The 26218-nt window shown below is 59.8% G+C and carries 18 protein-coding genes, 2 tRNA genes, 2 rRNA genes and 1 pseudogene; 7 read left to right on the top strand and 16 right to left on the bottom strand.

Features of this window, described 5'->3' with window-relative positions; translation table 11 throughout:
* Window positions 1-6: 6 nt before the first annotated feature.
* The 4 genes from AYM40_RS25645 to AYM40_RS25630 form a co-directional block, all read right to left on the bottom strand.
* Entirely contained in the window at window positions 7-543 is a 537-nt protein-coding gene (locus tag AYM40_RS25645) for a periplasmic heavy metal sensor (protein ID WP_063498980.1), read from the bottom strand.
* On the bottom strand, window positions 540-959 hold the full coding sequence (locus AYM40_RS25640; protein ID WP_063498979.1) for a hypothetical protein: 420 nt from the start codon (window positions 957-959) through the stop codon (window positions 540-542). The genes AYM40_RS25645 and AYM40_RS25640 overlap by 4 nt, the downstream gene beginning before the upstream one ends.
* Entirely contained in the window at window positions 956-1558 is a 603-nt protein-coding gene (locus tag AYM40_RS25635) for an RNA polymerase sigma factor (RefSeq protein WP_082855498.1), read from the bottom strand. Before AYM40_RS25635 ends, AYM40_RS25640 begins: the two co-directional genes overlap by 4 nt.
* A gap of 243 nt (window positions 1559-1801) precedes the next feature.
* Window positions 1802-2122 (bottom strand): YXWGXW repeat-containing protein, encoded by a 321-nt coding sequence (locus AYM40_RS25630; RefSeq protein ID WP_063500699.1) that lies wholly within the window; start codon window positions 2120-2122, stop codon window positions 1802-1804.
* 369 nt (window positions 2123-2491) lie between these two features.
* Here AYM40_RS25630 and AYM40_RS25625 point away from each other — a divergent pair, with 369 nt between their 5' ends.
* The 4 genes from AYM40_RS25625 to AYM40_RS39030 all read left to right on the top strand — a co-directional run bounded on the left by AYM40_RS25625 (window position 2492) and on the right by AYM40_RS39030 (window position 7014).
* The gene (locus AYM40_RS25625; protein ID WP_063498978.1) at window positions 2492-4276 is read left to right on the top strand and encodes a phospholipase C; all 1785 of its coding nucleotides are present in this window, start codon (window positions 2492-2494) and stop codon (window positions 4274-4276) included.
* Between the two features lie 41 nt (window positions 4277-4317).
* A complete protein-coding gene (locus AYM40_RS25620) occupies window positions 4318-5703 on the top strand; it encodes a cytochrome-c peroxidase (protein WP_420488510.1) in 1386 nt (461 codons plus the stop codon).
* An 85-nt stretch (window positions 5704-5788) separates the two neighbouring features.
* Window positions 5789-6481 carry an HAD family hydrolase gene (locus tag AYM40_RS25615; protein ID WP_063498977.1) on the top strand — a complete coding sequence of 231 codons (693 nt, stop codon included), beginning with the start codon at window positions 5789-5791 and terminating at the stop codon, window positions 6479-6481.
* Window positions 6482-6765: 284 nt separating this feature from the next.
* Entirely contained in the window at window positions 6766-7014 is a 249-nt protein-coding gene (locus tag AYM40_RS39030; RefSeq protein ID WP_082855300.1) for a hypothetical protein, read from the top strand.
* 168 nt (window positions 7015-7182) lie between these two features.
* Here the strand turns inward: AYM40_RS39030 and cysS are convergent, their stop codons facing one another.
* The 8 genes from cysS to AYM40_RS41760 form a co-directional block, all read right to left on the bottom strand.
* Complete coding sequence (cysS, locus tag AYM40_RS25610; protein WP_063498976.1) at window positions 7183-8568, bottom strand: cysteine--tRNA ligase; 1386 nt, start codon at window positions 8566-8568, stop codon at window positions 7183-7185.
* Window positions 8569-8973: 405 nt separating this feature from the next.
* The gene (locus AYM40_RS25605) at window positions 8974-10407 is read right to left on the bottom strand and encodes a mannose-1-phosphate guanylyltransferase/mannose-6-phosphate isomerase (RefSeq protein ID WP_063500697.1); all 1434 of its coding nucleotides are present in this window, start codon (window positions 10405-10407) and stop codon (window positions 8974-8976) included.
* Between the two features lie 650 nt (window positions 10408-11057).
* Window positions 11058-11414, bottom strand: coding sequence for a cytochrome o ubiquinol oxidase subunit IV (gene cyoD, locus AYM40_RS25600; protein WP_063498975.1), 357 nt, complete (start codon window positions 11412-11414; stop codon window positions 11058-11060).
* Complete coding sequence (cyoC, locus tag AYM40_RS25595; protein WP_063498974.1) at window positions 11415-12032, bottom strand: cytochrome o ubiquinol oxidase subunit III; 618 nt, start codon at window positions 12030-12032, stop codon at window positions 11415-11417.
* Entirely contained in the window at window positions 12032-14056 is a 2025-nt protein-coding gene (gene cyoB, locus AYM40_RS25590; RefSeq protein ID WP_063498973.1) for a cytochrome o ubiquinol oxidase subunit I, read from the bottom strand. The genes cyoC and cyoB overlap by 1 nt, the downstream gene beginning before the upstream one ends.
* A 3-nt stretch (window positions 14057-14059) precedes the next feature.
* Complete coding sequence (gene cyoA, locus AYM40_RS25585; protein ID WP_063500696.1) at window positions 14060-14959, bottom strand: ubiquinol oxidase subunit II; 900 nt, start codon at window positions 14957-14959, stop codon at window positions 14060-14062.
* Window positions 14960-15330: 371 nt separating this feature from the next.
* A complete protein-coding gene (locus AYM40_RS25580) occupies window positions 15331-16884 on the bottom strand; it encodes an NADH-quinone oxidoreductase subunit M (RefSeq protein WP_063500695.1) in 1554 nt (517 codons plus the stop codon).
* On the bottom strand, window positions 16770-17228 hold the full coding sequence (locus AYM40_RS41760) for a hypothetical protein (RefSeq protein WP_162493830.1): 459 nt from the start codon (window positions 17226-17228) through the stop codon (window positions 16770-16772). The genes AYM40_RS25580 and AYM40_RS41760 overlap by 115 nt, the downstream gene beginning before the upstream one ends.
* 342 nt (window positions 17229-17570) lie before the next feature.
* On the opposite strand from AYM40_RS41760, the pseudogene AYM40_RS25575 reads away from it, so the two are divergent.
* The 3 genes and pseudogenes from AYM40_RS25575 to AYM40_RS25565 all read left to right on the top strand — a co-directional run bounded on the left by AYM40_RS25575 (window position 17571) and on the right by AYM40_RS25565 (window position 22290).
* Window positions 17571-18321 (top strand): annotated as a pseudogene (locus tag AYM40_RS25575) (ABC transporter ATP-binding protein).
* Window positions 18308-20881 carry an FtsX-like permease family protein gene (locus tag AYM40_RS25570; protein WP_420488509.1) on the top strand — a complete coding sequence of 858 codons (2574 nt, stop codon included), beginning with the start codon at window positions 18308-18310 and terminating at the stop codon, window positions 20879-20881. The pseudogene AYM40_RS25575 and the gene AYM40_RS25570 overlap by 14 nt, the downstream one beginning before the upstream one ends.
* Window positions 20882-21222: 341 nt before the next feature.
* The gene (locus tag AYM40_RS25565; protein WP_063500693.1) at window positions 21223-22290 is read left to right on the top strand and encodes a lipocalin-like domain-containing protein; all 1068 of its coding nucleotides are present in this window, start codon (window positions 21223-21225) and stop codon (window positions 22288-22290) included.
* A 149-nt stretch (window positions 22291-22439) separates the two neighbouring features.
* On the opposite strand, the gene rrf is transcribed toward AYM40_RS25565, so the two are convergent.
* The 4 genes from rrf to AYM40_RS25545 all read right to left on the bottom strand — a co-directional run bounded on the left by rrf (window position 22440) and on the right by AYM40_RS25545 (window position 26208).
* A 5S ribosomal RNA gene (gene rrf / locus AYM40_RS25560) occupies window positions 22440-22552 on the bottom strand.
* Window positions 22553-22772: 220 nt separating this feature from the next.
* Window positions 22773-25653: ribosomal RNA gene (locus AYM40_RS25555) — 23S ribosomal RNA — on the bottom strand.
* Window positions 25654-25988: 335 nt separating this feature from the next.
* Window positions 25989-26064 (bottom strand) — tRNA-Ala (locus AYM40_RS25550).
* Window positions 26065-26131: 67 nt separating this feature from the next.
* Window positions 26132-26208 (bottom strand) — tRNA-Ile (locus AYM40_RS25545).
* Between the last annotated feature and the right edge of the window lie 10 nt (window positions 26209-26218).

Below are 26218 nucleotides of genomic sequence, written 5' to 3'. Positions count from 1 at the left end.
AATTCTTTACTCGCCCGAAGCGTCACTCACGGCTGGCAGCGACGCGGCCGGTTGCGGCGGCTTGTTCGCATTGGCGGCCGGTTGCGGTTCACGCCACTGGCCGCGCAGCTTCAGGCTGTCGGCGAATGCGACGCGCTCCTCGGGCGACAGCGTCGCCGCAAAATCCGCCACACTGCCTTCCACTTGCGCGCGCAAGCTGCTGTCGGCTTCACGCGTGCGGGCCAGCGCTGCATCCAGTGCCGCGCGATCGAACTGCGGCGCGGCGAGCAGCCGCAACACTTCATGACGCCCTTCGCGGCCCTCGCGGGCAAACTGCCGGCCCTCGCGGCGCGCATTCTTCAAGCCGTCGATGAAGGCCTGCTGACGCCCGGCGGGCAGCGTTTCGGCGGCGAAGCGCAGCGCCGTGCGCTGCTGCGCCAGCACCGGGGTCATCGCACCATGCGCCGCGAACCATTGATAAGTACCACCGACAATCGCACCCAGCAGGAACACGTTGAGCACCAGCGAAGCCACCAGCACGATTTTCCATGACCGGCCGTTCATTCGCCGCTCCAATCGGCGGATGAACCGCCGAAGCTCGAAGTTAAATAAGAGAACTCATGCACTGGCGGAACCGCCCCCGTCAAAACGAAAAACGACACCGCAAAAGCGCCGGCCACGCCACCCAGCAAGCCGACGCCTGCCACCGCCGCGCCCGACCACCACAAGCGCCGGCGCGGCGCTATGGGCCGCCGTCCCGGTGCGCTGCCAATGATGCGCTGCTGCAACGCCGCGCCCGGCGGCTCGAGCTTATCGGCCGCCAGCCATGCGTCGATGCCGACCGCGTCCGCCAACGCCGTATCGGCCTCGACACGATGCGCCGCGGCCCACGCCTCCGCCGCTGCGCGTTCCTGCTGCGGCCAGCGGTGCGGATCGGCGCCATAGGCTTCGACGATCTGATGAAATCTTTCGGGCGTCATGACTTGTCCTTGCTAAGGCCGCTGCCGGCCAGTTGGGCGCGCAGATTGCGGCGCGCGCGTGCCAGCAGACTTTCCAACGCATCGACCGTAATGCCCATCAGGGCGGCAGCGTCGATGTTCGACATCTCCTGGTAGTAATTGAGCACGACTGCCTCGCGCTGTCGCGCCGGTAATGCGGCGAGCGCCTCGCGAACGCGCTCGTCCTGGGCGCGCGCTTCGAGGGTGGCGTCGGGCAATGCGGCGGGGTCGACCTCATCGGGCATGTCGTCGTGCGGAACTTCGCGGCGGCCGCGCAACCGGTCATAACAAAGATTGAGCGCCACGCGATGCACCCACGTATCGACCTTCGCCTCACCTTCCCGCCAGCGCGACGCCTGTTTCCAGATCCGCACGAAGACCTCCTGCGCCACATCTTCCGCTTCCATGCGATCCCCCAGCATGCGCGTGGCGAGCGCGAGCAGACGCGGCAACTTGCGCGCGACGAGCGAGCGGACGGCGGCCGGGTCTTGCCGGGCAACTCCCGCCAGCAGTTCCGCATCGGGATCGCGTTCGCTCAAGGCATGCGGCTCCACAGCGCGCGCAAAATGCGAAGCGCGGATCGATTGGTTGTGCGCGCAACGGTTCGAACGGCGCGCACCGGATAGATTGCAACGTACATTGCAATCAATATACGACGACTGGCGGTCGATAATAGGCCGGGTGCGCCGGGTAGACGACACAGCCGGCGAGCGTGGCCGCCAGCAGAATGATCACAAGCGTTTTCATAGGAACCTGTCCGGTTGGGTTGCAAAGCGTACCCAGGCGGGCCGAAGCGCGCCCAGGCGAGCCACGATGCTCAACGTTCAGGCCCAATGCCCTTCGACCCAGCGCCAGTGCGGGCCGCGCTGCACCCAATGCCCCGGCACCCAGCGATAGCCGGCACGAACCGGCCGCCAGTGGCCCGGCACCCACACATAACGGCCGTGGTCCCAGCGCCAGCGTCCCTGATCCCAGACGTAGCCTGCACGCGGCGCCGGCATCACTTCGACGCGCGGCGGCGGGGGCGCCATTGGCGCGACGATCACCGCCTGCGCGAAGGCGGGCGCAGCTGTCAGCGCTGCGGCGCACGTGATCGCTGCAGCGAGCACGGAAGTCAGAAGGCGGACCGGTTTGGTCGATGTCATGCTGGTTTCTCCCATAAGAGCCGAAGCCATAAGCGGCTGCGTTTCTTCTTGAACGCAGCAGCCGGAAAAATCCGTCGCTGTGATTTGCTTTGAAAGAAACACGCTGGAGCAGGCAAGTCATGACGGACAGAACGGCCTTCACGTTGCGGCCACGCGCAAGCAGAACGACAGTAAACGTTATTTAAATGAATGGAAATAGATGAAAAACGTAATATTCGCGCCCTTAAATCGTAATCAGCAGATGTTTCAATGCGCGCAGTTGCTAGCGGTAAGATATCTCTGCTGTATTCCTAACCGTATCCCCAGCGAACATCCACACGTGCATCACTGGAAACGCTGAACGGCGAAGCCGAATCTGGAGCCAGTCACATGTTCCGTAGAACGCTCTTACCCATCCCGTTTGCCGCGATGCTTGCGCTCGCAGCATGCGGCAACAATAGCGTGAACTCGGCGGCGTCGGCGCGGGCTATCGCGGCAACGGTATCGGCGCAGGATGTGGTTGCGACGGCCACGCCGATCAAGCACGTGGTGGTGATCTTCGGCGAGAACGTCTCGTTCGACCACTACTTCGCGACCTACCCGCAAGCCAGCAACCCGGTCGGCGAACCGCAATTTACGGCAGCCGCAGGCACGCCCGCGGTCAACAACCTCAGCAGCAATAACCTGATCGCCGCGAACCCGAACGCGCTGGCAACCTCGCCGAACACGGCAGGCCGCACGGTCGGCGCCGTGACGATCGCGGGCCTCGGCCTGCCGGCAGCCGACCTGCTGCCGTTCCGTCTCGATCGTTCGCAAGCCAATACGTCGAGCCAGAACCACGCGTACGCCGCCGAACAACTCGCGTATAACAACGGCGCGATGGACTCGTTCCCGCTGTTCACGGCGTCAGGTTCGACGATTGCCGGCAGCACCGGCGCGTTCGCCACGAAGGGCCAGGTGCTCGGCTACTTCGACGGCAACACGGTCACGGCATTGTGGAACTACGCGCAGAACTTCGCGATGAACCAGAACGCGTACACGGACACGTACGGTCCGTCGACACCTGGCGCACTCGAAGTCGTCTCGGGCCAGAACAACGGAGTCGTGGTGACTGGCGGAACCTCGGCCAACGCGATTCCGGATTCAACCGGTGGCTTCACCTTGATCGGCGACCTCGACCCGACCGGTGACGTCTGCACGACCGCGGCAGGCAGCACGGTGACGGCCGCGATGTCGTCGAACAACAAGAACATCGGCGACCTGCTCAACGCGAAGGGCCTGACGTGGGGCGGCTTCATGGGCGGCTTCAACCTGACGACCACCAATCCCAACGGCACCACCGGTTGCGCACGTTCGACGTTCTCGCCAGTGCTGAACGCGACCAAGGCTGACTATGTGCAGCATCACGCGTGGTTCCAGTACTACGCGACCACGGCCAACCTCGCGCACACGCGTCCGTCGTCGGCGGCGGTGATCGGCATGACCGATCCGCTCGACAACACGGCAACGCCGGTTCACCACCAGTACGACACCGATGACTTCTTCGCCGCGGTGAAAGCGGGCAACTACCCGTCGGTGAGCTTCCTGAAGGCGCCGGCAATCAGCGACGGTCACCCGGGCAATTCGGACCCGATCGACGAGCAGGCCTTCGTCACGAAGGTGATCAACTTCCTGCAGCAACAGCCTGACTGGAAGAACTCCGCCGTGATCATCGCCTACGACGATTCGGATGGTTGGTACGACCACCGCTACAAGGCGCCGACGAGCGCGTCGTTCGATTCGGCCAGGGCGCAATCCGTGGGCGGCAAGACGGTGGCCGGCAGCGACAATTTGATCGGCGCGGGTCAGTGCACGGCAACGGGCGCGGTTCGACCGCCGGGCGTGAATGGCGGCCCGGTGAACGGTCGTTGCGGCCCGGGTACGCGCACGCCGTTTATCGTGGTGTCGCCGTGGGCGAAGGTCAACTTCGTCGACGATACGCCGATCACCCAGGCATCCGTGGTCAAGTTCATCGAGGACAACTGGCTTGCCGGTCAACGCCTTGGCAACGGTTCGTTCGATGCAACGGCGGGCAGCATCATGAACATGTTCAACTTCTCGGGCTCGGGCAACAATCCGACGGTGTATCTGGACGAGAACCTGGGTACGAAGTTGTCGGCACCGCCGGCCAGCTGAGCGGCACGCGTGTGGACTGCCCTTCCGGTGCGCCTGCCGTCATGACCCCTCGCCGGTGGCTCAGGCTGCTCGTCTGGAGCGCCGCCGGCATGGTGCTCGCGCTCGTCGTGGTTTGCGCGTACGCGCTCGTCTACCCGGAGCGGATGCCGCCCGCTGTCGGCTCGATCGTCGAAGAAATCACCGGCGCGAATCCTCATCCGGTTCATTTGATGAGTCCGCAAAACGCGCCGCTGAGCGCGGTTGCGCTGCTCGGCAAACAGATTTTCTTCGACCCGTCGTTATCGGCGTCGGGTACGCAGTCGTGTGCGTCGTGCCACTCCCCACAGCATTCGTACGCGCCGGATAACGCGTTCCCGGTTCAACTCGGCGGCGCGCACATGAATCAGGCCGGCTACCGGCCGCCGCCGTCGCTGACGTATCTGTACCGTCAGGCGCCGTTCAGCATCGGACCGGATCAAGGCGATACCGACGTGCCGGTGGATATGACGCAACTGGCGTCACAGGCCGCCGGCGTGCAGCGGGCGCAAAAGACCGCGCTTGCCGCGCCTGCCGCTCCGGCGATGGTGCCGCAAGGCGGACTGTTCTGGGACGGCCGCGCCGATACGCTGCAAATCCAGGCAATCGGTCCGCTGATGAATCCGGTGGAGATGGCCAATGCAACGCAAGAAGATGTGGCGCGCAAGCTGCTGCAAACCAAATATCTGGACCAGTTCAAACAGATCTTCGGAGCGGGTATCGTCAACAATCCGAGCCTGTTGATCTCGGAAGCCATGTTCGCAGTGGGACGGTATCAGACCGAAGATCAGTCATTCCACGCTTTCACCAGCAAGTACGATTACTGGCTCGAAGGTAAAGCGCGGCTGACCCACGCCGAATTACATGGCTTGCAGTTGTTCAACGATAAGGACAAGGCTAATTGTGCGGGTTGCCACTTGAGTCAGCCCAGCAAGGATGGCTTGCCGCCAGTGTTCACCGACACTCAGTACGAGGCGCTTGGGGTGCCGCGCAATCCGGCCATTCCGGCCAATAGGGATCCGAAGTTCTTCGATATGGGCGTGTGCGGGCCGTTCCGCGATGACATGACCAAGGAAACGCAGTACTGCGGGATGTTCCTGACGCCGACGCTGCGCAATGTGGCCGAGCGCAAGGTGTTCTTCCATAACGGCGTTTATCACGATCTCAAACAGGTCATGGACTTCTACAACCTGCGCAATACGGCGCCTGAGAAGATCTATCCGCGGGATGCTTCGGGCAAGGTACAGAAGTACAACGATCTGCCGGCGCAGTATCACGCCAATGTCGACGTCGCCGATGCGCCGTTTGACCGAAAATTCGGCGATCAGCCGGCCATGACGGATCGGGATATTCAGGACATCATTGCGTTTATGAAAACGCTGAGTGACGGGTACAAGGCTGCAGGGTCCTGAGTTCCCGCAGGAGCCTTTGCGCGGTGTCGCGCGAGCCGGTGAGGTATCCTTGCCGGTTCCGCGACCTCTATCCGTACCCTGCCCGATGGCCGATTTCCCTTTCGACGCCGTACTCTTCGACTGCGACGGCGTACTCGTCGACTCCGAACCGATCACCAATCGTGTGCTGACCGAGATGCTCGGCGAGTTGGGCTGGCAATTGAGTGTCGAAGAGACGATGCGCATTTTTGTCGGCAAGGCCGTCAAGGACGAAGCCGCCCTCATCGAAGCGCGTACCGGCTTCGCGATTACAACGGATTGGCTCAGGCAGTTTCGTGCGCGCCGAAATGAGGCGCTCGATCGCGAGCTGGTGGCGATTGACGGCGCGGCGTCAACAGTGCGCGCGCTTTACGCGTCGCTCAACGGACGCATTGCTGTCGCGTCCGGCGCCGATCGCATCAAAGTGGAATTGCAACTGGCGAAGGCCGGTATTCTCGACTGCTTCGAAGGGCGCATCTTCAGCGGTCACGAAACACCGCGTAGCAAGCCGTATCCCGATGTCTACCTTGCCGCCGCCGCGGGGCTGGGCGTGAACCCGCAGCGTTGCGCGGTCGTTGAAGATACCGTTACGGGCGCGACCGCAGGCGTGGCCGCCGGCGCCACGGTGTTCGGCTACTGTCCGAAAGAACTGAGCCACAGCAGCGTAACTGCCTTGCATGGCGCTGGCGCGGTTCACGTCTTCCGGGACATGGCCGACTTGCCCGCGCTGCTCTCCGGATGGCGCGGCGTGCAGGGTTGAGGGCACGCGCCGTTATTCGACGTTATTCGAACGCGGGATCGATCGGCACGCGATATCCCACTGCGAGGCGGTCGGTCTCGTTCGCCATAGAGGGCGGGGATGTTGGCAGTGTGCCGACACTGTTGCGTCGCGAGTCGGTCCATCCCAACCACCTTGTGTGCGCAAGATCGTCGAATGTGGACGGCATGCGGCTTTGCGGCGGATGGCATGGTGTGTGCACTGGGAACCAATGAGCGCGGCGATACCCGGGCTCACTGCTAATCCAACCTTGCCGGAGATCCACCATGAAAGCGCTAGTCCTCAAAGACCTGCCCCGCGTCGACGAACTCGACCGCTCGGCGTCGCAATCCGTCCGCGGCGGCATCGCCTGCCTCACGCGGGAAGCACCGTCTGCTTGCCCCGGTGGAATGATGCCGCCTGTTGTCATTCGGCGCGGCTGGGAGTGTCCGCCGATTCATTGGGGGTGTGGGCCTGTCCATTTCCCATACGGCAAGCCGCCTTGCCACTCTGAGCCAGTGGTGGTGCCGCTTTAGGCAATGCTAGAAACCGCACGAAAGTAGACGGGCCAGCATGGTGGCCCGTCTACTTTCATGGTCCCGCTTTTCACGCGCAGATCGACGTTCGATCCTGTCGATGCGCCTTCAGCCACGCGAGCATGGCAGCCGCCTGAAAACGCCTTGCGCCGCCACGCCAGGACATCGTTACTTCCCTGTATCGCGCGGACGCAGCACCCGTCCACCCAGACCGTCTTCCACTATCCAGCCTTCAACTCTTAGTTGCTCACGCAGACGGTCAGCCTCGTTCCAGTCCTTAGCCGCGCGTGCCTTTTCACGCTCGTCGAAGAGAAGCGCGATATCGGCGGGAATCGCAGGCACATCTTCCTTCCAGTCGGCAAGCCGAAGTCCGAGCACGGCGTCGAATCGATCCACCGTCGCCCGTCGCGTCGGCGCCGGGAGATCGCTTCTTACCACATCCCACAGCACAGCGAGTGCACGCGGCAGATTCAGATCCTGATCGACCTCAGCCTTGAAACGTTCGACGCTATTCGCATCGGCCATGCCCCCTTCGGGCCATTGCACATAAGCTCTACGCAAACGGTCCAACGCGGATTGCGCGGCATCGAGCGCTTCGAGATTGAAGCGCAGCGTGCTCCGGTAGTGCGCGCCCAGGCATAAGTAGCGATACGCGAGCGGATCGATGCCTCGATCGGTCAAGGTCTGCAAACGCACGAAGTCGCCGCCCGACTTCGACATCTTGCCGGCGTCTTGCGTGAGGAAATGGCCGTGCATCCAGAAGTTCGCGAGGCGGGTTCCATGGCGCGCCTGGGTCTGAGCGATTTCATTGCTGTGATGCACGGCAATGTGATCCTCTCCTCCGCAATGAATGTCGAACCATGGGCCGAGGTATTTCGCCGACATCGCCGAGCATTCGATATGCCAACCGGGAAAACCCCGGCCCCATGGGCTATCCCACTCCATTTGCCGCGTGGTGCGGGGTGGACTGAATTTCCACAGCGCGAAATCCGTCGCGTGCTGTTTCTCTCCTTGTGCCACACGCTTGCCGGCCTGCAGGCCAGCGACATTGAGACGTGCGAGAAAGCCATAGTCATCCTGTTTGCTTGTGTCGAAGTAGACGCCGTCTGCCGTGCGGTACGTATAGCCGTTGCGCTCGAGTTCGGCAATGAAGGCGATCTGTTCGACGATGTGATCGGTCGCGCGGCACCACAGGGCAGGCTCGAGCAGGTTCAGCGCGTGCCAGTCGCTCATGAAGGCATCTGTATATCGCTCGGCGATCACCCATGCCGATTCACCAGTGCGGCGGCTGCCCTTCTCCATTTTGTCTTCGCCTTCGTCGGCATCGGAAACCAGATGACCGACGTCGGTGATATTGACGATGTGCCGCACGACGTAGCCGTTCAACGTCAGCACGCGTCGGAGCACGTCTTCGAACACATAGGTTCGAAGGTTGCCGATATGCGCGTGGTCGTACACGGTCGGGCCGCAGCAATACAGCCCCACATGGTCCGCTTGAATCGGCGTGAAAGCGCGCAAGGTGCGCGACCAGGTGTCGTACAGGACGAGTGGCATGTGAATTCCTGTGGTGTTGAGCGCGTAAGTGAACGTAAAAGCGAAATGTAAGGCTGAGCTAAAAATACGAAAAAGGACGGACCGAAAGCAAAAAAGCCACCGGTCTTGTGACGGGTGGCCTCAGGGATACGGACATGTACAGTTCGACTCGCTAGATGCAAGCTCCCCTTGGCAGGCTGCAACAGCATGCGTGCAAAGAATGCGAACGGGAAAGGATAGAAGCGGTCATGGAAACGATGCTAACGCGTGTTTCGAGGCCGGTCAATCTCGAACACGGCATGGTGACTGCTTCATGCCGAGACGCATGGGGTTTATGCGTTATGCCTCTGCCGGGCGTCTTAACGAAGGCCGCTCCGCACACGGCAATTACGTCGCCGCCGTGTGCGCTACGAACAGTCGTGATCGCTATTGAACCTTCGCTACACGCCCATAGGTGTCTTCGAACCGTACGATGTCGTCCTCGCCGAGATAGGCGCCGGACTGCACCTCGATCAACTCGAGCGGAATCTTGCCCGGATTCAGCAACCGGTGCGTCACCCCAAGCGGAATGTACGTCGATTGATTTTCGCTCAGGATGATCTCTTTATCGCCGTTGGTGACGAGCGCAGTACCCTTGACGACAACCCAATGTTCCGCACGATGATGGTGCATCTGCAAGCTCAGTTGCGCACCAGGGCTGACGACGATGCGCTTGACCTGGAAGCGGTCGCCGCTGTCGATCCCTTCGTACGATCCCCACGGCCGCACCACGCGACGGTGCGTGACCGCCTCATGACGTCCCATGGCATTCAACTGCGCAACGATCTTTTTGACGTCCTGCACCTGGTCGCGATGCGCCACGAGCACGGCGTCAGCGGTTTCGACGATCACGACGTTATCCAACCCGATCGCGGCCACCAGCCGGTGTTCAGCGCGGATGTACGAATTGGTCATGGCATCGGTCAGCACGTCACCGATCAGCGCATTGTGCTGCACATCGCGCTCCGCAATGTCAGCAAGCGCAGTCCACGAGCCGATGTCGTTCCAGCCCAAATCCGCGACCGCGACCACGGCGGCGCGCTTCGTTTTCTCCATCACGGCATGGTCGACCGAGATGTTGGGGCAGGCCGAGAAGCTTTGTGCTTCGAGACGCAGGAAGTCGTTGTCGCGTTGCGCACCCTCGAACGAAAGCTCCGCCCGCTTCGCGATTTCGGGCTCGTAGCGACGCAATTCCTCCATATAGGTGGAAGCTTTCAGCATGAACATGCCGCTATTCCAGTAGTAGCTGCCCTCCTCAAGAAAACGCTGCGCTGTCGCTGCGTCCGGCTTCTCGACGAAGGAATCGACCGCAAACGTCGGTTCGCCTTCGACAAGGTTCGCACCCGCACGGATGTAGCCGTAGCCGGTGTGCGGTTCAGTCGGCGTGATGCCGAAAGTGACCAGGTAGCCATCTTTGGCAATCTGGGCCGCTGCTTCAGCCGCTTTGACGAAAGCCGCCTCGCCTGTAATCACGTGATCGGACGGCAGAACGAGCAGCAATGAGTCCGGGCTTTCGCGCAACGCCAGCAACGCCGCCACCGCGATAGCCGGCGCCGTGTTGCGGCTGGCCGGCTCGAGCACGATCGCCGACGACACGACATCGACCTGGCGCAACTGTTCGGCCACCAGAAAGCGCTGTTCATTATTTGTGACTACGATCGGCGATGCGACGTCGGCGATACCGCGCAGGCGCAGTACGGTTTGCTGAACCAGCGTGTTTTCGCCCGTCAACTTGAGATATTGCTTCGGATATCCGCCGCGTGACATCGGCCACAGCCGGGTGCCGCTTCCACCGCAAAGAATCACTGGATGAATCTGCATGGTCTTTTTCTCTCTAGATATTGTTTGAATTTGCGCGCCCCGACTCCCCTTGCCTCCATTCAATCCCGGTGCATAAGCTGCATTCGTACCGACTCCAATCCATGCGGCAAACGGCGCGAGATCGGCGCGCGGCGCCGCGCAATGTGCAATCAGCGTCTGCGAGGACTTCGGCGCGGGCAATTCAGTCTCCAGCACCAGCCCACGCCACAGCATACCCGTCGTGCGGCGCACGCCAAAAAACACCAGCAGCATCAGCGCGACATGCGGATCGTCCAACCAGATGTTCCGGCCGCCATTCATGGCCAGCACCGCTGTCACCTTATCGTCGCCCGTCACCACAACGGAATCCATCATGCGTCATGGCATTTCCGCCAAGGGCGTACTCTTCACTCGAAATGAACTAACGATCAGCTGATCGGCGTTTAGCCGTGCGAATGCGGCGCCGCCGGAAGCGTCAACACTGACGTCCCGGCGGTCCTGGTCTTCTCGCGTTGCCGCACTACTACTCTCAGGTTCTATTTTTTGATATACCGCGCCGTCGCGTGACAGCGCCTGACGACAGTCTCGGCGCCGTCATGGCGAATACATAAGAAAACCCCCGCAAGGCTTTCACCTTGCGGGGGTTCTTCCCAACCTGCTCCGTTTTCCGCCTAGCGCGACATCATGTGCATGCTGACGTTATGCATGATCCACAACGAGCCGATGATCAGAATCACGGCCGTGAGCACCGTAAAGCCGAACGCCATGATGTTCCATCGCTGTGCCGACGACGTATTCATGTGCAGGAAGAAAATCAGGTGCACGATGATCTGCACGAACGCAAGGCCAGCGATCGCGAGCAATGCGTTCTCGCCCGTCAGCGTCCCGTTCATGACGAGGCCGAAGGCCGCGACAGTCAGAATGACCGACAGGATGAAACCCGTCGCATAGCTGCCAATGCTGCCGTGACTTCCACCCCCGTGTCCTTCGTCCGGGTGCGCCAAGTGTGAGTGATGGCTATGGTCCATTTAGATCACGCTCGCAAGGTAGACAAAGGTAAAGACGCCGATCCACACGACGTCCAGAAAGTGCCAGAAAAGGCTCAGGCACGTCAGGCGAATCATGTCGCGTTCGGTCAGGTCACGATGACGCATCACCTGCACGGCAAGCACCACCATCCAGATCAGGCCGCACGTCACGTGCAAACCGTGCGTGCCGACCAGCGTAAAGAACGACGACAGGAACGCGCTACGGCTCGGGCCAGCGCCCTCGGCGATCAGGTGCGAGAACTCGCGCATTTCCAGCACGAGGAACGCAAGACCCAGCAGGAACGTCACGCCGAGCCAGAAGAGCAGCACGCCCTTCCTGTTCTTATGCGCACCCAGCATCGCGAAGCCATACGTGATGCTGCTCAGCAGCAGCATCGTCGTTTCGAGCGCGACGCCCGGGATCTCGAACAGATCCTTACCGCTCGGCCCACCCGCGAACTGGTGCTGCATCACCGCGAACACCGCAAACAGCGACGCGAAGATGATGCAGTCTGTCATCAGGTACAGCCAGAAGCCGAATACCGAATGCGACGGCGGGTGATCGGCATGATGCGCATCGTGATGATGCAAGCCCGCCGCAAGAGTGTTGTTTGACATCAATCCACCTCCAACGCGACCTGCGCATCGGCGCCGGCGCGTTTTTCTTCAATCGCGACCTGCGCACCGGCGCCGGAGCGTTTTCCTTCAATCGCCGCAACCGTGGCGGCCGGGATGTAAAAGCCTTCGTTCTTCTGGAAGCTGTAAATGATCACAGTACCGATCGAGCCGACCAGACCAACAATCGCGAGCCACCAGATGTGCCACACAGCGGCAAAACCCAGCACCAGCGAGAACATCGCCACAACCAGACCCGCGGACGTGTTCGACGGCATGTGAATGTCGCGATACACCGGCTTCGGCCGATTCTTGCGCAACTTCATTTCAGCGAATGCGTCCAGTTCACGCACGTCCGGAATGATCGCGAAGTTGTACGACGCCGGCGGCGAGCTCGTTGCCCATTCCAGCGTGTGACCGTCCCACGAATCGCCCGTAACGTCGCGGTTTTGCGGCAGGTTGCGATCGCGGATGCTGACCACCAGTTGCAGCACCTGGCAAGCGATACCGATGGCGATCAGCACTGCACCGACCCACGCGAATATCAGCCACGGATGCCAATCCGGATTGTCATAGTGATTCAGACGACGCGTCATGCCCATGAAGCCCAGCACGTACAGCGGCGTGAACGCAACCCAGAAACCGATCTGCCAGAACCAGAACGACGCCTTGCCCCACTTCTCATTCAGCTTGAAGCCGAACGCCTTCGGGAACCAGTAATTGAAACCGGCCAGGTAGCCGAACAGCACGCCACCAATAATCACGTTGTGGAAGTGAGCGATCAGGAACAGGCTGTTGTGCAGCACGAAGTCCGCGCCTGGAATCGCCATCATCACGCCGGTCATACCGCCGATCGTGAAAGTGACCATGAAGCCGAGGGTCCACAGGATCGGCGTCGTGAACTGCAGACGGCCCTTGTAGATCGTGAACAGCCAGTTGAACACTTTCACGCCGGTCGGAATGGCAATGACCATCGTCGCGATACCGAAGAACGCGTTGACGTCAGCGCCCGAACCCATCGTGAAGAAGTGATGCAGCCACACGAGGAACGACAGCACCATGATCGCGCAGGTTGCCCACACCATCGTCTTGTAGCCGAACAGCGGCTTCTTGGCGAACGTAGCCACGACTTCCGAGAAGATACCGAACGCCGGCAGGATCAGGATGTACACCTCAGGGTGACCCCATGCCCAGATCAGGTTCAGGTACAGCATGGCGTTACCGCCGCCGTCGTTCGTGAAGAAGTGCATGCCGAGGTAGCGGTCCAGACCGAGCAGCGCGAGCGTGACGGTCAGGATCGGGAACGAGGCCATGATCAGCACGTTCGTGCACAGCGCGGTCCACGTGAACACTGGCATCTTCATGAACGTCATGCCCGGCGCGCGCATCTTGACGATGGTCACGAAGAAGTTCACGCCAGTCAGCAACGTGCCGATACCGGAGAGCTGCAGACTCCACAGGTAATAATCGACCCCGACACCTGGACTGAACTGCAATTCGGACAGTGGCGGATAAGCCAGCCAGCCCGTTTGCGCGAATTCACCGATCACCAGCGAGATGTTGATCAGGATCGCGCTGATCGCGGTCATCCAGAAGCTCAACGAGTTGAGGAACGGGAACGCAACATCGCGGGCACCGATCTGCAACGGCACGATGAGGTTCATCAGGCCGACCATGAACGCCATCGCCATGAAGAAAATCATGATGACGCCGTGCGCAGTAAAGATCTGGTCGTAATGATGCGGCGGCAAGAAACCTGGCGCGTTATACGACAGCGCTAGCTGGGTACGCATCATGATCGCGTCCGCAAAACCGCGGAACAGCATGATGAGCGCAACCACGATGTACATCACGCCCAGCTTCTTGTGGTCGACCGATGTGAACCATTCGGTCCACAGGTAGCGCCACTTGCCAAAATAGGTGATCAGACCCAGAACGAGCGCACCGCCGAGGGCGATCCCGGCAGCCGTCACCATGATGATCGGCTCGTGGTACGGAATCGAGTCTAGTGAGAGTTTTCCGAACATGCGTTACCCCTTACCCTTTGGCGCACAGTTAGCGTCTTTCATGTTGTCGAGGACGTTACCGTTGTTGTATCGGGCAATGATGTTGTGAAAGAGCTTCGGATCGACCGACGAGAAGTAGCGCACCGGTTCCTTCTCTGTAGGCGCCGACACCACGTGGTAGCGGTCCATGTCGAGACGGTCGGACGAAGCGCGTACCTTGGCGACCCACGCATTGAACTCGTCAGGCGACGTAGCGAGTGCACGGAACTTCATGTCCGAGAAACCCTTGCCGCTGAAGTTCGCCGCGGTGCCTGCATAGTTGCCCGCCTCGTCAGCAATCAGATGCAGACGCGTTTGCATACCCGCCATCGCGTAGATCTGGCCGCCGAGTTGCGGAATGAAGAAGGAGTTCATCACCGTGTCGGACGTGATGACGAAATTCACCGGCGTGCCGACCGGGAACGCCAGCTGGTTCACCGATGCAATGCCGAGGTCGGGATAGATGAAGAGCCACTTCCAGTCGAGTGCGACGACTTCGACGTTGATCGGCTTCACCTGCGACTCGAGCGGCTTATACGGATCGAGCTCGTGCGTGCTCTTCCACGTCAGCACGGCGAGAAACAGAATGATCAGCGTCGGAATCGTCCAGATGGCGATTTCGATGCCGGTCGAATGCACCCAGCCCGGACGGTATTCGGCATGCCTGTTCGACGCGCGATAACGCCATGCGAACAGCAGCGTGAGCGCGATAACCGGAACGACCACGATCAGCATGGCCCACGTCGACGTGGCAATCAGGTCACGTTCCGCCAGCCCCACACTTCCCTTCGGATTCAAAATATCGAGGTTGCTGCAACCCGAGAGCAACAACATGAGGGCAGCGGAAAGGATGCCTATCGACCCTCGCAGAGTCTTTCCTTTCATATCCATTGCCCTTCTTTTACGACTTCAACGAACGTCATTCGACCGCTCTCCCTTAGTAAGCGATCGCATAATAGGGGGTCGCCAACCGGATATAAATACTGGATTTTGCAACGATCTATTACACCGCAACACCGTGCGACATGTTGCCGCACTGTGTTGCGCGCGTGCGGGTTTGCAATGCTCTATTGCAACGCACAGGTGGAGTCGCCGGATCACGAAAGTCCTTTATATAAGCGCTAAAACGCAGCGCGACCTGAATGGTTGCGCCGCGTCAGATGCTCAAAAATGAACATGTTCCGATGCGAAAAAATGCGTCAACAAAAGCAGCACCCGTGTGACGAATGCCGCCCCTGCTCAGAGCCTTGTGTTGATCAGCCCGGCGTGCGTGCCGCGACGGCAGTAGGCGCCGCCGCCTGCAGATGCTCGCCACCGTCGGCCGGTGCGGAGTCCGAAGGATGTACGCTTCGTTCCGATTGAGCCAGCAGCGTACCGACCGAAGGGTCGATCGCATCGGTGAACGGCTTCGGATTGATGCCGATGGCCAGCACCAGCAAAGCCATCGCGCCGAGCAACACGAACTCACGCCTGCCGAGGTCTTGCAGCTTCGCAACGCGTGCGTTGGCAATCGCGCCGAAAATCACGCGCTTGTACATCCACAGCGTGTAGGCCGCGCTCAGGACCAACGTGGAGGCTGCGATCGCGCCAATCCAGAAATTGAAGCGGATCGTGCCCATCAACACCATGAACTCGCCGACAAAACCCGAGGTACCCGGCAAGCCGATATTGGCCATCGAGAACAGCATCACGAACGCGGCAAAGCGCGGCATGGTATTGGCGACGCCGCCGTATTCGGCGATCGAAGCGGTCTTCGTGCGGTCATAGAGCATGCCCGTGCACAGCAGCATCGCGCCGGAAACCACGCCGTACGACAGCATCTGCACGATTGCGCCGGCCTGGCCGATACGGTTGAAAACGAACAGGCCGAGCGTCACGAGACCCATGTGCGAAATCGTCGAATACGCGAGCAAGCGGCGCATGTCGGTCTGCACGAGTGCCAGCAGGCTCGAATAGATCACCGCGATCAGCGACAGCGTGATCATCATCGGCGCGAAGAAGTGACTGGCTTGCGGAGCGATCGGCAGCGCGAAACGCAGCAGACCATAACCGCCCAGCTTGAGCATCCCGATCATCACGGCGGCGCCGGTCGGGCCGTCGAGGTGGACGTCCGGCAGCCACGTATGCAGCGGCCACATCGGCACCTTCACACCGAACGCGGCAAGGAAGCCGAGGAAGACCAGGACCTGCGCCCAGGTGCCGAGGTGAGTTTCACGCCACAGCGCGAGGTCGAAGCTGTGCGTCTGGCTGTACAGGTACAGCATCGACATCAGCATCATCAGCGAGCCGAGGAACGAGACGAAGAAGAACTTCACCGCGGCATACGAGCGGTTCGAATTGCCCCATGTACCGATCAGCAAGTACAGCGGAATCAGCGTCGCTTCGAACGAGATGAAGAACAGCATGCCGTCCATCGACGTGAACACGCCCTGCATGAACCCCGACAGCATCAGGAATGAGCCGAAGTACTGCGCGGTGCGCTCGGTGATCGACTCCCACGAGGCGACCACGATGATGATCGTAGTCAGCGCGGTCAACGCGACGAGCCACAGCGAAATCCCATCCACCCCCACATGCCACGCAATATCGAACGTAGGCGACCAGCGGGCGTTCTCGACGAACTGCATCGACGTCACGTCGTTGCGGAAATTCGACACGAGCGGAATCACCGGCACGAAACCCGCTACCGCGCCGATCAGCGCGAGCCATCGCGTGCGGCTACGTGTCGCGTCAGATCCGGCACGCAAAACCACCAGGCCGGCAACAATAGGGATCCAGATGAGTAGGCTAAGAAGCGGAGGCAATGGCATGTGTTCGGTTGAAAACTTGAAATACAAAACGCCGCTTCAATACCTTCAAAAACGAAAGCATTGAAATGGATATGTAGGCTCAATTTCGCTGAAATCGACGTTGAAACGGTACGGCTCGCTTCACGTTTACCCGCAGTCGAATGACCAAGGTGGGAGATTACCAAGATAAGAATACTTTTGCAGCGCAACAACACTGTAACGCCGTTGGTAACGCATTTTTGCCACGCGTGGCCTTGCGAAACGCCGAAAAATGTGCGGGCGCACAAATTCATCCTGACAGGATATTCGCAATGCTTTTTGCATGCAGAAGAAGGCAGTTGACGGTTGATCAGCCAGTCTTGCACGAACACTCCCACGCAATGAATGCACTGGAATGGTTCATGCAAGTGCCTGACGTTCCATCAACGCCGATTTCGAGCAACCGGAGAAAATCCAGCGCGTCCGTGAACCGAAAATTTTTTTGTTCCGGCACTCTAAAGAAGCGTCCGTGCGCGCCAAACACGACCCGCGCGAGCCACTCATCCACCTGCTTTCAGACGGGGTTCAACTAATGGCGGCACGCGCCTGCGAACCTTACAGAACCCGAATATACTTCGGCGGTTCAGTGGCCAATGCTCGTGCGCAGCACGGTAGTTTCTTCGCACGGCTGGATGCCGCCCTCACCGGCCAGACTTACCGGATACCGCATGGTACTTCGTGATGAAGGTGTCGTTCCCGCGCTCGAATGCCGCGAGCTTGGCAAGACCTATGGCGCCGGCCGCGTCGTGCTGGCACACCTGGATTTCACGCTCGCGCCGGGTGAATTCGTCGCGATCATGGGTGACTCCGGCGTCGGCAAATCGACGCTGTTGAATCTCATTGCAGGGCTCGACAGCGCGGATAGCGGCGACGTGATCATCGACGGCAGCACGGTCTCGCGTCTGGATGACAACGCGGCGACGCGCTTGCGTCGGCAAAAACTGGGTTTCGTGTTCCAGGCGTTTCACGTACTGCCTCATCTGACACTTGCGCAGAATGTCGCTCTGCCGCTGCTGCTCAACAATCTACCCACGGCCGGCGCGCTCGATATGCTCGCGGCCGTTGGTTTGAGCGGCCGTGGCGATGATTTCCCGCGGCAACTGTCGGGCGGCGAGTTGCAGCGCGTCGCCATTGCGCGTGCGCTCGTGCATCGTCCGAAACTGATTCTTGCCGACGAGCCCACCGGCAACCTTGATCCCGATACCGCACATGAGGTCCTCGGCCTGTTCCGCACGCAAAGCAAGGCAACCGGTGCGGCCACCATCATGGTCACGCACTCGGAGGCAGCCGCGGCAGTGGCGGACCGCATCCTGATTCTGAGCGACGGCGGTTTGCACCCATCGTCCGGACGCAACCTGTTTCCCGGCTCGCCCCCCCGACTCTCGATCCACTGCACGTTCAGCCGATGATGCACGCTGACCCACGCCCGCTGCAGCGAATGCGAGGTCATCGCAGGCTCGCGCGTTGGCTGTTGGGCGCCGAGTGGCGCAGTCACCGCGGACGCGCACTGGTTGCAGTTGCAACGATCGCGCTCGGCGTCGCGCTTGGCTACGCCGTTCAATTGATCAACAGCGCGGCCTTCAATGAATTCTCGGCGGCGGCACGCAGCCTCTCGGGCGAGGCCGATCTGCAGGTGCGCGGAGCACAACCGCTATTCGACGAGTCCATCTATCCGCGTTTGGCGACTGAGCCTGGTGTAGCGCTGGCGAGTCCCGTACTCTCTCTCGATGTCACCGTGCCGGATCAGAGCGCCGCGCTGCCCGTGCTCGGCATCGACGTCTTCAAGGCAAGCCGCATTGCGCCTGATCTGATCGGCGTGCCGTCGCCGCAACGGCCGTTCGATACGCTCGCAGCTGATACGGTGTTTCTCTCGGCGGCGGCGCAGCAATGGCTGAAGGTGAAGATCGGCGATGACGTCGCGCTGCGAAACGGCACGTCGATCGTGCATTTGCGCGTGGCCGGCGGTCTCGTGAGAACCCGGCCGGGGCAGCGGCTCGCGGTGATGGATATTGCCGCCGCTCAGTGGAAGTTCGGCAAGGTGGGCAAGCTGTCGCGCATCGACGTGCAACTCGAACGCGGTGTCGATCGCGAGCGCTTCAAGCGTGAACTGCAAGCGCGGCTCGGCAGCCGGTGGGTGATCTCCGAGACGCGCGATGCGCAAAGCCGCACCGATCGCCTGTCGCGCGCCTATCGGATCAATATGAACGTGCTCGCGCTGGTGGCGCTTTTCACCGGCGCCTTCCTCGTGTTTTCGACGCAGGCGCTGGGTGTGGTGCGACGCCGTGCCCAGTTCGCGATGCTGCGCGTGCTTGGACTGACGCGTGGCCAGTTGTTGCGCCAGATCCTGATGGAAGGTGCGCTGCTCGGCCTGCTCGGCTCGCTGTCCGGACTCGCGCTCGGCTATGCGCTGGCGAGCGGAGCGTTGCGCTTTTTCGGCAGCGATCTGGGCGGCGGCTACTTTCCCGGCGTGCAACCGCAGGTTGGCTTCGAACCGCTGGCGACCGCACTGTTTCTGACACTCGGCGTCGCTGTTTCGGTATTAGGCAGTCTTGCCCCCGCATTGGAGGCGGCGCATGCGCGGCCCGCGGCGGCGCTCAAAGCCGGTGCCGAAGAAGGCGCGCTGGCACGACTCGCTACGCCGTGGCCCGCTTTGGCCTGTCTGCTGATTGCCGCCGTGCTCACCCAGCTGCCGCCGCTGTTCGATGCACCTGTCGGCGGCTATCTGGCCGTTGCGCTGTTACTGGTTGGCGGGATTGCGCTGATGCCGCGCGTGACCGCCTTCATATTCGGCGCGGCGAGCCGTGCTTTCGGCGCGCGGCGGCGTGCCGGCGCGGCCAGCACGCTCGCGCTGACGCGTCTCGCGAATGCGCCGGGCCATGCATCGATTGCGATGGGCGGCGTGCTGTCGAGCTTCGCATTGATCGTCGCGATGGCGATCATGGTGGCCAGCTTCCGCGTTTCTGTCGAAGACTGGTTGGGTCATCTGCTCTCGGCCGATCTGTACGTTCGCGCGGCGCCGAACGGTGACACCGGCGGCTTGCGCCCCGACGAACAGACTCTGCTGCGCAGGGTGCCCGGCATCAAGACCGCCGCGTTTGCCCGCACCTCGCATCTCACGCTCGACCCTGCACGGCCTGATGTCGCCGTGCTCGCGCGTGAAATCGACGCCGCCGATCCAGGCGCGAATCTGCAGATGAATGGGGCGGTGCTGCCGCCTTCCGTGTTGCATGCGGGCGAGACACCTGTTTGGGTATCCGAAGCAATGGTCGATCTGTATGGATATAAGCTTGGCCAGCGCGTGCTGTTGCCGCTCGGCGAGCGCGGCCACGTGTTCGTTGTGGCCGGCATCTGGCGTGATTACGTGCGTCAGACCGGCGCGATCCAGATACGGCGTTCGGATTACCGGCGTCTAACCGCCGACACCGGCGCCACGGATGTGGCGGTCGCCGTTCAACCGGGAACGAGCGTCGAACGCGTGATTGCCGGCCTGCGTGCACTGCCCTTCGGTGCATCGCTGGACCTGTCGCAACCGGGCGAAATCCGCGCGCGTACGCTGGTTATTTTCGATCGAAGTTTTGCCGTCACCTATCTTCTCGAGGGGGTTGCGATCGTCATCGGCCTGTTCGGCGTCGCGGCGACGTTTTCTGCACAGACACTCGCACGGGCCCGCGAGTTCGGCATGCTGCGGCATGTAGGTGTGACCCGTTCGCAGATTCTCGCGATTCTCGCACTCGAAGGCGGGATGCTCACCGCTTGCGGTATCGCGATGGGCTTCGTTCTCGGCTTCGCGATCAGTCTGATCCTTGTGTTCGTCGTCAATCCGCAGTCGTTTCATTGGAGCATGTCGCTGCACGTTCCATGGACCGTGCTCGGCACGGTGGCGTTGGTAATGCTGGCTTCGTCGTGTTCGACAGCGGTGATTGCGGGACGAGGCGCGGTGTCGGTGGATGCGGTGCGCGCGGTGAAGGAGGATTGGTGATGGACAGGTCGTCGCGTGAGATGACACGAGAATCGGTGTATGACGCGGCGCATGGGTCGACGAATCGAGCGACGTATCAACCGACGTATCAACCGACATATCAGCCGACGTATCAACCGACGTATCAACCGACATATCAACCGACATATCAACCGACATATCAACCGGCGTATCAACCGGCGTATCAAATGACGTACCAAATGGCCGTACGCTCTTATCGAGCCGGTCGCATCTGCCTGGCGCACAGCATTCGAAACAAGTCATCGGCTGCGCTGCGCCGCTTGGCAAGTGCACGGCGACTGAGCGCTACGATTCATGCGGCGTTGCTTTGCATAGGTTTGATGGCTACCGCCTCTGCGGTCGCCGCGACACCCGCTTTTGCAGCGGTCACGCCGGCGCATCCGATTGTGCTGCCGCAAGACACCGGCGCACACGCGGCTTTTCGCACCGAGTGGTGGTACGCAACAGGTTGGCTCACGACACCGGACAATCAGCCGCTCGGTTTCCAGATCACGTTCTTTCGCTCGGCGACCGGTCACGAGCCAGCGGACCCGAGTGCGTTCGCACCTTCGCAATTGATCATTGCTCATGCCGCGTTAAGCGATCCTGCGCTAGGTCATCTGACACACGATCAGCGCATTGGTCGCCAAGGCTTCGGGCTGGCGTATGCGAAGCCGGACACTACCGACGTGAAACTCGAGGCATGGAAAATCATCCGTGCCCGGGACGGCCACTACGACGTTGAAGTCGATGCCGGGAATTTCGCGCTGCATCTTTCGCTGATGCCAACGCAAGCGCCCTTGCTCCAGGGCGAACACGGCTACTCCCGCAAAGGTCCGCGGCCCGAGCAGGCGAGCTATTACTACAGCGAGCCGCACTTGCGCGTGAGCGGCAGCGTAGTTCGACCAGTCGCGGCAGGCAGCAAATCGACGGGCGAAACGGCCGTTACCGGCGCGGCATGGCTCGATCACGAATGGTCGAGCACGCTGCTCGATACCAACGCGGTCGGATGGGATTGGCTCGGCGCCAACCTGACGGATGGTTCAGCCTTGATGGCATTCAAAGTCCGCAGTCGCGATGGACACGCGGTATGGGCACATGCAGCGCTCAGAAATCGCGACGGTCAGGTGACGACGTTTAGCCGCGATCAGGTCGACTTCATTCCGCTTCGCACATGGCGCTCGCCACGCACGAACACGTTATATCCCGTCTCGATGATGGTCAAAACCGGCGCGCTTACGTGGCGCCTCGATCCGTTAATGGACGACCAGGAACTCGACTCTCGTCAATCGACCGGCGCAGTGTATTGGGAAGGTGCCGTGCGGGTGAGCCGCGACGGCGCGGACGTCGGACGGGCCTATCTGGAGCTGACGGGTTACGCGAACGCGATCCGGATCGGGAAGGAGTAACGTACCCGCTTTTTTGCTCGAATCGGGGAGCCCACTACGGCCATGGCGATTTGCACCCTTTTTTACGCCCGTTATTTACCGCCACTTTTTACGGTCGTAAACGCAAAAACCCCACCTTTGTGGGGTGGGGTTTCTGGACATGCTGGGGAGCCTGACGATTACCTACTTTCACACGGGAATCCGCACTATCATCGGCGTGGAGTCGTTTCACGGTCCTGTTCGGGATGGGAAGGGGTGGGACCGACTCGCTATGGTCATCAGGCATGACTTGTTGTCGTGTTGACTTTGTCAACACAACCAATCTGGAAGAAGTAGTTTCTGGTGATGCTCACCAGAGGAGCTTTCAGCAAGCTCGGGCTGTGTTGTTCGAGGCACAACATCGATCTCAACCTGTGCATGTGGTCTCAAGACCCTGCGCATGGCGCAGGATGGGGCATCCATAAGTGCTGAAGCACTAACGGCTGCCGACACACACCTGTTATAGGATCAAGCCTTACGGGCAATTAGTATCAGTTAGCTTAACGCATTACTGCGCTTCCACACCTGACCTATCAACGTCCTGGTCTTGAACGACCCTTCAAGGGGCTCGAAGCCCCGGGGATATCTCATCTTAAGGCGAGTTTCCCGCTTAGATGCTTTCAGCGGTTATCTCTTCCGAACATAGCTACCCGGCGATGCCACTGGCGTGACAACCGGTACACCAGAGGTTCGTCCACTCCGGTCCTCTCGTACTAGGAGCAGCCCCCTTCAAATATCCAGCGCCCACGGCAGATAGGGACCAAACTGTCTCACGACGTTTTAAACCCAGCTCACGTACCTCTTTAAATGGCGAACAGCCATACCCTTGGGACCGGCTACAGCCCCAGGATGAGATGAGCCGACATCGAGGTGCCAAACACCGCCGTCGATATGAACTCTTGGGCGGTATCAGCCTGTTATCCCCAGAGTACCTTTTATCCGTTGAGCGATGGCCCTTCCATACAGAACCACCGGATCACTATGACCTGCTTTCGCACCTGCTCGACTTGTCGGTCTCGCAGTTAAGCACGCTTATGCCATTGCACTATCAGCACGATTTCCGACCGTACCTAGCGTACCTTCGTACTCCTCCGTTACACTTTGGGAGGAGACCGCCCCAGTCAAACTGCCTACCATGCACTGTCCCCAGTCCGGATAACGGACCAAGGTTAGAACCTCAAACAAACCAGGGTGGTATTTCAAGGGCGGCTCCACGCAGACTGGCGTCCACGCTTCAAAGCCTCCCACCTATCCTACACAGACCGGTTCAAAGTCCAATGCAAAGCTACAGTAAAGGTTCATGGGGTCTTTCCGTCTAGCCGCGGGGAGATTGCATCATCACAAACACTTCAACTTCGCTGAGTCTCGGGAGGAGACAGTGTGGCCATCGTTACGCCATTCGTGCAGGTCGGAACTTACCCGACAAGGAATTTCGCTACCTTAGGACCGTTATAGTTACGGCCGCCGTTTACCGGGACTTCAATCAAGAGCTTGCACCCCATCATTTAATCTTCCGGCACCGGGCAGGCGTCACACCCTATACGTCCACTTTCGTGTTTGCAGAGTGCTGTGTTTTTATTAAACAGTCGCAGCCACCAGTTTATTGCAACCCCTTCACCCTCCTGGCGCAGGCCAGTCAAGCTACAGGGGCGTACCTTATCCCGAAGTTACGGTACCAATTTGCCGAGTTCCTTCTCCCGAGTTCTCTCAAGCGCCTTAGAATACTCATCTCGCCCACCTGTGTCGGTTTGCGGTACGGTCTTGTTAAACTGAAGCTTAGAGGCTTTTCTTGGAACCACTTCCAGTTGCTTCTTCACCTAAGTGAATGGCCTCGCACCCTTGAATTCCGCGCCCGGATTTGCCTAAGCGCCTTCTCCAATGCAAGGACCGGGACTTCCAACACCCGGACAACCTTCCGCGATCCGTCCCCCCATCGCATTTAACAATGGTGCAGGAATATTAACCTGCTTCCCATCAGCTACGCATTTCTGCCTCGCCTTAGGGGCCGACTCACCCTACGCCGATGAACGTTGCGTAGGAAACCTTGGGCTTACGGCGAGGGGGCCTTTCACCCCCTTTATCGCTACTCATGTCAGCATTCGCACTTCCGATACCTCCAGCGCACTTTTCAATGCACCTTCGCAGGCTTACGGAACGCTCTCCTACCATGCACATAAATGTGCATCCGCAGCTTCGGTATATTGCTTAGCCCCGTTACATCTTCCGCGCAGGACGACTCGATCAGTGAGCTATTACGCTTTCTTTAAAGGATGGCTGCTTCTAAGCCAACCTCCTGACTGTTTTAGCCTTCCCACTTCGTTTCCCACTTAGCAATATTTGGGGACCTTAGCTGGCGGTCTGGGTTGTTTCCCTCTTGACACCGGACGTTAGCACCCGATGTCTGTCTCCCGTGATTGCACTCTTCGGTATTCGGAGTTTGCTATGGCGTAGTAATCCGCAATGGACCCCACAACCATGACAGTGCTCTACCCCCGAAGGTGATACACGAGGCACTACCTAAATAGTTTTCGGAGAGAACCAGCTATTTCCAGGTTTGTTTAGCCTTTCACCCCTATCCACAGCTCATCCCCTAACTTTTCAACGTTAGTGGGTTCGGACCTCCAGTACGTGTTACCGCACCTTCATCCTGGCCATGGATAGATCACCTGGTTTCGGGTCTACACCCAGCGACTGAACGCCCTGTTCGGACTCGCTTTCGCTACGCCTGCCCTAATCGGTTAAGCTTGCCACTGAATGTAAGTCGCTGACCCATTATACAAAAGGTACGCCGTCACCCTCTTTCAAAGGCTCCGACTGTTTGTATGCATGCGGTTTCAGGATCTATTTCACTCCCCTCCCGGGGTTCTTTTCGCCTTTCCCTCACGGTACTGGTTCACTATCGGTCGATCACGAGTATTTAGCCTTGGAGGATGGTCCCCCCATCTTCAGACAGGATTTCACGTGTCCCGCCCTACTTGTCGTACACCTAGTTCTTCCTCGCTGTTTTCGTCTACAGGGCTATCACCTGCTATGGCGGCACTTTCCAGAGCCTTCGACTAACAATGAAGATAAAGAGTACAGGCTGATCCCATTTCGCTCGCCACTACTCTGGGAATCTCGGTTGATTTCTTTTCCTGCGGTTACTTAGATGTTTCAGTTCACCGCGTTCGCTTCGCATAGCCTATGTATTCAGCTATGGATACTCCATAAGGAGTGGGTTTCCCCATTCGGATATCGGTGGATCAAAGCTCGTTTGCCAGCTCCCCACCGCTTTTCGCAGGCTACCGCGTCCTTCATCGCCTGTGATCGCCAAGGCATCCACCACATGCACTTGTTCGCTTGACCCTATAACGGGTGTGTCTCATGTCGCATCCACTGGGAATGCAACGCTCGCCACAATCGCTACAGGTTGAGTATTCGTGTTGCGCCGTATTCCAAGGCAATCTTTCGATCACCTTTTCATACATTGATACAATCACAACCCTGATTCACCTACTCAATCACCCATCTCTAAGTGATCTTTCGTGAATCTCTTTACTACTTCTTCCTGATTGTTAAAGAACGACAGCCGATATAAAGCTCTGCTTCATATCACTCTGACTGGCTCAATCGCCAATGCTTGTTTCACTACACCGCAAACGCCTTTCAACGTGCGCTGCAGATAAACCAGCATTGAAGATTGGTGGAGGATGACGGGATCGAACCGACGACCCCCTGCTTGCAAAGCAGGTGCTCTCCCAGCTGAGCTAATCCCCCAGTCATGCACAGATCATCATCACACTTCGGGGTTCATCGACTAGCGCAGCCATCGCAGACAAGACAATGGTGGGTCTGGATGGATTCGAACCATCGACCCCCGCCTTATCAAGACGGTGCTCTAACCGACTGAGCTACAGACCCCTCAGTCTGT

Source organism: Paraburkholderia phytofirmans OLGA172 (assembly GCF_001634365.1).
Lineage (GTDB): Bacteria > Pseudomonadota > Gammaproteobacteria > Burkholderiales > Burkholderiaceae > Paraburkholderia.
This window is presented reverse-complemented; position numbering and strand designations above follow the sequence as displayed.

What these genes read in the sequence shown, in the direction of transcription:
- AYM40_RS25645 (WP_063498980.1), bottom strand. Translation starts at nt 543, where the DNA reads ATGAACGGCCGGTCATGGAAAATCGTGCTGGTGGCTTCGCTGGTGCTC.
- AYM40_RS25640 (WP_063498979.1), bottom strand. Translation starts at nt 959, where the DNA reads ATGACGCCCGAAAGATTTCATCAGATCGTCGAAGCCTATGGCGCCGAT.
- AYM40_RS25630 (WP_063500699.1), bottom strand. Translation starts at nt 2,122, where the DNA reads ATGACATCGACCAAACCGGTCCGCCTTCTGACTTCCGTGCTCGCTGCA.
- AYM40_RS25625 (WP_063498978.1), top strand. Translation starts at nt 2,492, where the DNA reads ATGTTCCGTAGAACGCTCTTACCCATCCCGTTTGCCGCGATGCTTGCG.
- AYM40_RS25620 (WP_420488510.1), top strand. Translation starts at nt 4,318, where the DNA reads ATGACCCCTCGCCGGTGGCTCAGGCTGCTCGTCTGGAGCGCCGCCGGC.
- AYM40_RS25615 (WP_063498977.1), top strand. Translation starts at nt 5,789, where the DNA reads ATGGCCGATTTCCCTTTCGACGCCGTACTCTTCGACTGCGACGGCGTA.
- AYM40_RS39030 (WP_082855300.1), top strand. Translation starts at nt 6,766, where the DNA reads ATGAAAGCGCTAGTCCTCAAAGACCTGCCCCGCGTCGACGAACTCGAC.
- cysS (WP_063498976.1), bottom strand. Translation starts at nt 8,568, where the DNA reads ATGCCACTCGTCCTGTACGACACCTGGTCGCGCACCTTGCGCGCTTTC.
- AYM40_RS25605 (WP_063500697.1), bottom strand. Translation starts at nt 10,407, where the DNA reads ATGCAGATTCATCCAGTGATTCTTTGCGGTGGAAGCGGCACCCGGCTG.
- cyoD (WP_063498975.1), bottom strand. Translation starts at nt 11,414, where the DNA reads ATGGACCATAGCCATCACTCACACTTGGCGCACCCGGACGAAGGACAC.
- cyoC (WP_063498974.1), bottom strand. Translation starts at nt 12,032, where the DNA reads ATGTCAAACAACACTCTTGCGGCGGGCTTGCATCATCACGATGCGCAT.
- cyoB (WP_063498973.1), bottom strand. Translation starts at nt 14,056, where the DNA reads ATGTTCGGAAAACTCTCACTAGACTCGATTCCGTACCACGAGCCGATC.
- cyoA (WP_063500696.1), bottom strand. Translation starts at nt 14,959, where the DNA reads ATGAAAGGAAAGACTCTGCGAGGGTCGATAGGCATCCTTTCCGCTGCC.
- AYM40_RS25580 (WP_063500695.1), bottom strand. Translation starts at nt 16,884, where the DNA reads ATGCCATTGCCTCCGCTTCTTAGCCTACTCATCTGGATCCCTATTGTT.
- AYM40_RS25570 (WP_420488509.1), top strand. Translation starts at nt 18,308, where the DNA reads ATGATGCACGCTGACCCACGCCCGCTGCAGCGAATGCGAGGTCATCGC.
- AYM40_RS25565 (WP_063500693.1), top strand. Translation starts at nt 21,223, where the DNA reads ATGGCTACCGCCTCTGCGGTCGCCGCGACACCCGCTTTTGCAGCGGTC.